Genomic DNA, 5,531 nt, shown 5'->3' with positions numbered 1-5,531 from the left:
ACCGGCCTGCCGGGTATGGCCTATATCCGCCTCGACCCCGAAGCCGAATGGCCGGACCATCTGCGGATCCGGGTCCCGCAATGAGCATGCCCGGCGCAGCCACCCCGGTGGCGCGGCTGCGCGCCATCGGGCTGCGCTACGGCAAGGTAACGGCGCTGGAGGATATCAGCCTTGATCTTCCCGCTGGCCGCATGGTCGGCCTGATCGGACCGGATGGTGTGGGAAAATCGAGCCTGCTGTCCCTGATCGCCGGCGCACGTGCCGGTCAGACCGGGCTGATCGAGGTGCTGGGCGGCAATATGGCGGAGGCCGCCCATCGCCGCGCGGTCATGCCGCGCATCGCGTATCTGCCGCAGGGCCTCGGCCGGAGCCTCTATCCGACCCTGTCGGTGTTCGAGAATGTCGACTTCTTCGGCCGGCTGTTCGGTCATGGCCGCGCCGAACGCGAGGCCCGCATCGCCCATCTGCTCGAAGTCACCGGGCTGGCACCGTTCCGCGACCGGCCGGCCGGCAAGCTGTCGGGCGGCATGAAGCAGAAGCTCGGTCTGTGCTGTTCCCTGATCCATGATCCCGACCTGCTCGTGCTGGACGAACCGACGACCGGCGTCGATCCGTTGTCGCGGCGGCAATTCTGGAACCTGATCGGGACGATCCGGGCCGAGCGCCCCGGGATGAGCGTGATCGTGGCAACCGCATACATGGAGGAGGCGGCCCGCTTCGACTGGCTGGTGGCGATGGATGCGGGGCGCGTACTCGCCACCGGATCGACGACCGACATTCTCGAGCGCACCGGCACCGGCTCCCTGGAGGAGGCGTTCATCGCCCTGCTGCCGGAGGAGAAGCGGCGCGGCTACCGGCCGGTCGAAAGACCTCCCCGGACAACAGTCGGGGAGGAGAGCCCCGCCATCGAAGCGCGCGACCTCACCATGCGCTTCGGCGATTTCACCGCTGTCGATCATGTCAGCTTCAGAATCGAGCGGGGGGAGATTTTCGGCTTTCTCGGCTCGAACGGCTGCGGGAAGACAACCACCATGAAGATGCTGACCGGCCTGCTGCCGGCCAGCGAAGGGCAAGCCTGGCTGTTCGGCCGCGAGGTCGATCCCCGCGACATCACCGTCCGTCGCCGCGTCGGCTACATGTCGCAGTCTTTCTCGCTCTACATGGAGCTGACGGTTCGCCAGAACCTCGCCCTGCATGCCCGCCTGTTCAACGTCCCGGAAGAGGAGATCGACAGCCGGATCGCCGAGATGGGGCGGCGTTTCGACCTGACCGACATCATGGACGTTCTGCCTGCCGCCCTGCCGCTTGGACAGCGCCAGCGGCTTTCGCTGGCCGTCGCCATGATCCACAGGCCGGAAATCCTGATCCTCGACGAGCCGACCTCCGGCGTCGACCCGGTGGCGCGCGATGCCTTCTGGCGCATCATGATCGAACTGGCCCGCGTCGACCGGGTCACCATCTTCATCTCGACCCATTTCATGAATGAGGCGGAGCGCTGCGACCGCATTTCGCTGATGCATGCCGGCCGCGTCCTGGTCAGCGATACGCCGGCCGCACTGATCGCCCGCCGGGGCGCCAGCACGCTGGAAGACGCCTTCGTCAGCTACCTGGAGGAAGTGACCGATGCTGCCGCAGTGCCGGTGACCGGCATAAAGGCGGAAGCGACGCCGCCTTCGGCCAGCAAGACCCGCAGGGAGCTGTTTTCGCTGCGGCGCATGCTCAGCTATACGCGGCGGGAATCCCTCGAATTGCGGCGTGATCCGGTTCGGGCCACGCTGGCCCTGCTGGGCAGCGTGATCCTGATGCTCGTCATGGGATACGGCATTACCATGGATGTCGATGACCTGACCTTCGCCGTTCTGGATCACGACCAGACAACCGTCAGTCATGACTACATCCTCAATATCAGCGGCTCGCGATACTTCGTCGAACGGCCGCCGATCATCGACTATGCCGATCTGGACCGCCGGATGCGCGCCGGCGAAATCAGCCTGGCAATCGAGATTCCCCCGGGATTCGGCCGCAACGTGGCGCGGGGCCGGCCGGTGCAGGTCGGCGCATGGATCGACGGGGCCATGCCGCAGCGGGGCGAGACCATTCTCGGTTACGTTCAGGGCATGCATGCGCACTGGCTGTCGGCGAAAGCGGCGGCATCGCCGGTCGGTGCGTCCGCCGGCCCGGTCGTGATCGAGACCCGCTTTCGTTACAATCCGGATGTCAAAAGCCTCGTTGCGATGGTTCCGGCGATCATACCGCTGCTGCTGATGCTGATTCCCGCCATGCTGACGGCCCTCAGCGTGGTGCGCGAGAAGGAGCTCGGGTCGATCGTCAATTTCTATGTCACGCCCGTCACCCGCCTGGAGTTTCTGGTCGGAAAGCAGATCCCGTACATCCTGCTGGCCATGCTCAACTTCCTGCTGCTGGCATTTCTCGCGGTCACCCTGTTCGGCGTGCCCCTCAAGGGAAGTTTCGCCACGCTCGTCACGGCAACCCTGTTGTACGTGGCCGCTTCGACCGCCATCGGACTGCTGATCTCGTCCTTCATGCGCAGCCAGATCGCGGCCATTTTCGGGACGGCACTGCTGTCCATCCTGCCGGCGGTGCAGTTCTCGGGGCTGATCAATCCGGTGTCGTCGCTCGAGGGGCTCGGTGCCCAGATCGGCCATATCTATCCGACCACGCATTATCTGATCATCATCCGTGGCGTATTCTCGAAGGCGCTGGGCTTTCAGGAACTCTACCAGTCATTCATCCCGCTGGCCGTCGCCCTGCCGGTGCTGCTGGCGTTGTGCGTCATCCTGTTGAAGAAACAGCAGCGCTAGCCATGAGCGGCGGCAACATATTCCATCTGGGCATCAAGGAACTGCGCAGTCTCGCGCGCGATCCCATCATGCTGTTCCTGATCGTCTGGGCCTTCAGCGTCGCCATCTACACGGCGGCGACTGCGATGCCGGACACGCTCAACCGGGCGCCGATCGCCATCGTTGACGAAGACCGTTCGCCGCTGTCCGGCCGGATCGTGGCCGCTTTCTACCCGCCGCATTTTCTGCCGCCGGCCCTGATCACCCGGGATGAGATGGATGCCCGGATGGATGCGGGACTGGACACCTTCGCGCTGGACATTCCTCCGAAGTTCCAGAGCGATCTGCTGGCGGGCAAACGACCGGCGATCCAGCTCAATGTCGATGCGACCCGCATGAGCCAGGCATTCACCGGCAGCGGCTATATCCAGACCATCATCAACGACGAGGTGAACGCGTTCCTCGCGCGCTACCGGGCGGCGTCGGTGGCGCCGGTCGACCTTGTGGTTCGGGCGCGGTTCAATCCCGGACTGGACCAGTCATGGTTCGGCGCCGTCATGGAGGTGATCAACAACGTCACCATGCTGTCGATCGTGCTGACCGGTGCGGCGCTGATCCGCGAGCGCGAGCACGGAACCATCGAACACCTTCTGGTGATGCCGGTGACGCCGTTCCAGATCATGACCAGCAAGATCTGGGCGATGGGGCTGGTGGTACTGGTTGCCTGCGGCATCTCGCTCACCGTCGTCGTCCAGGGCCTGCTACGGGTGCCAATCGAAGGGTCTGTGGCGCTGTTCCTGGCCGGAACCGCCATGCACCTCTTCGCCACCACGGCGATGGGGATCTTCCTCGGCACCATTGCGCGGTCGATGCCGCAGTTCGGACTGCTGCTGATCCTGGCGCTCCTGCCGCTCGAGATGCTGTCCGGCGGCACCACACCGCGCGAGAGCATGCCGGATATCGTGCAGACGGTCATGCTGGCGGCGCCGACTACACATTTCGTCGCAATGGCTCAGGCCATTTTGTACCGGGGGGCCGGGTTCGCGGTGGTTTGGCCGCAGCTGCTTGCGCTCGGCGTCATCGGTGCCGCGCTGTTCTTCGGTGCCCTGCTGCGGTTTCGCAGGGCGATCGGAACGATGGCATAAGCGGGGCAGGGAGTAAGCCTGCAATCCATGTCCGACCTTAGTCGCGTTGACGGGACGGAAAGCGCTGGGCTATCTTGTATACAAGATATGGAACATGTACTGAGATGGTACAAGTAGCGCGCAAGGTTCAGGCGACGCGGCGGGAGCCGGAGACGGGGCCACGTCCCGGTCTTCTGGCCCGACGGGCGTTGCTGTCACCGCGGGCGACCGCCGCGGCGATGGTCTACGAGCAGTTGCGTGCGCAGATCATTTCGCTCGACATTCCGCCCGGCTCGGCCCTGTCCGAAAATGATCTTGCCAAGTCCTTCGGCGTCAGCCGCACGCCGGTTCGCGAAGCCCTGCTGCGGCTGGCGGATGAGATGCTGGTCGAGATCGTGCCGAAATCGGGCACGACCGTAAGCCGCATTCCGTATTTCCAGCTCACCGAGGCCATCACCATCCGCAAGGCGCTGGAGGAGACCGCCGTCAGAAATGCCTGCGAGCGGGCGAGCCGGAGCCAGCTGACGACGATCTGGGCCTTCGTGGAACGTCAGCGCGAAGCCGACAGGGCGGGCGACCCGAACGGTTTCCATGAGGCCGATGAAGGTTTTCATGCAGCCATTGCCGACGCTGCGGGTTATCCCGGGATCTGGCAGCTGGTGAAGCAGGTGAAGGTCCAGGTTGACCGGTACCGGCGCCTGACGCTGCCGCAAACGGGTCGCATGAGCAGGGTCATAAAGGAGCATGCCGCCATCGTCACGGCACTGGAAAAGCGCGATGCCGAGCGTGCCGTTGCAGCAATCCGCGGACACCTGGAAGGGCTGGAGCACAGCCTTCCGAATATCCGCGATCTCAACCCGGATTATTTCGTCGAGGATGTCAGTGCATACGGCATGCCCCGACCCGTTCATCAAGGAAGGTGAAATGTAGACCGGTGCGTATAACCAACCACTAGGGAGGAAATCATGAATAAAAGACTCATCGCGTACGCTGCCGCGGCAGTCGCGCTGACCCTGTCGGCAGCCGGCCCAACCCTGGCGCAGACCAAGCTGAAATGGGCGCATGTTTACGAGACGAACGAGCCCTATCACACCGAGGCAGTCTGGGCTGCCGGCGAGATCGCCAAGCGGACCAACAACAAGTACCAGATCGAAGTCTTTCCCGCCTCCCAGCTGGGCAACGAGAACCAGATCAACGAAGCCCTGACCCTGGGCACCGTGGACATGATCTATACCGGCGTGGCTTTCGCCGGCTCGATCCACAAGCCGCTTGCGATCACCAACGCGCCTTTCATCCTTCGCGACTTCGCCCACTGGAAAGCCTATCGGGATTCCAAGCTGTTCCGCGACATTGCGGCAGGGTACGAGAGCAAGACCAAGCACAAGGTCATGTCGCTGACCTATTACGGCCAGCGGCATGTGACGGCAAATCGCGAGATCAAGAAGCCCGAGGACATGAAGGGCATGAAGCTGCGCGTGCCGCCGGCGCCGCTCTTCCTGATGTTCACCAAATCCGTCGGCGCCAACGCGACGCCGATTGCATTCGCCGAGGTCTACCTCGCCCTGCAGCAGAAGACCGTCGACGGGCAGGAGAATCCGCTGCCGAC

The 5,531-nt window shown here is 63.9% G+C and carries 4 protein-coding genes; all 4 read left to right on the top strand.

Translation table 11 applies throughout. The annotated features are described in order from the left end of the window. Window positions 1–80 precede the first annotated feature (80 nt). On the top strand, window positions 81–2,822 hold the full coding sequence (rbbA, locus tag VKZ87_RS12960) for a ribosome-associated ATPase/putative transporter RbbA (RefSeq protein WP_324221679.1): 2,742 nt from the start codon (window positions 81–83) through the stop codon (window positions 2,820–2,822). A gap of 2 nt (window positions 2,823–2,824) precedes the next feature. Beyond that, window positions 2,825–3,946, top strand: a complete 1,122-nt coding sequence (locus VKZ87_RS12955; RefSeq protein WP_324221678.1) for an ABC transporter permease — start codon at window positions 2,825–2,827, stop codon at window positions 3,944–3,946. A gap of 104 nt (window positions 3,947–4,050) precedes the next feature. Continuing rightward, window positions 4,051–4,848 carry a GntR family transcriptional regulator gene (locus VKZ87_RS12950; RefSeq protein WP_324221677.1) on the top strand — a complete coding sequence of 266 codons (798 nt, stop codon included), beginning with the start codon at window positions 4,051–4,053 and terminating at the stop codon, window positions 4,846–4,848. Between the two features lie 42 nt (window positions 4,849–4,890). Further along, the coding region (gene dctP / locus VKZ87_RS12945; protein WP_324221676.1) for a TRAP transporter substrate-binding protein DctP at window positions 4,891–5,531 on the top strand (641 nt) is incomplete at its 3' end.

Origin of the sequence: Ferrovibrio sp., from assembly GCF_035304305.1 — a bacterium.
Classification (GTDB): Bacteria; Pseudomonadota; Alphaproteobacteria; order Ferrovibrionales; family Ferrovibrionaceae; genus Ferrovibrio.
Note: the sequence above shows the minus strand (reverse complement) of the source record. Positions and strands in the feature narration are given on the sequence as shown.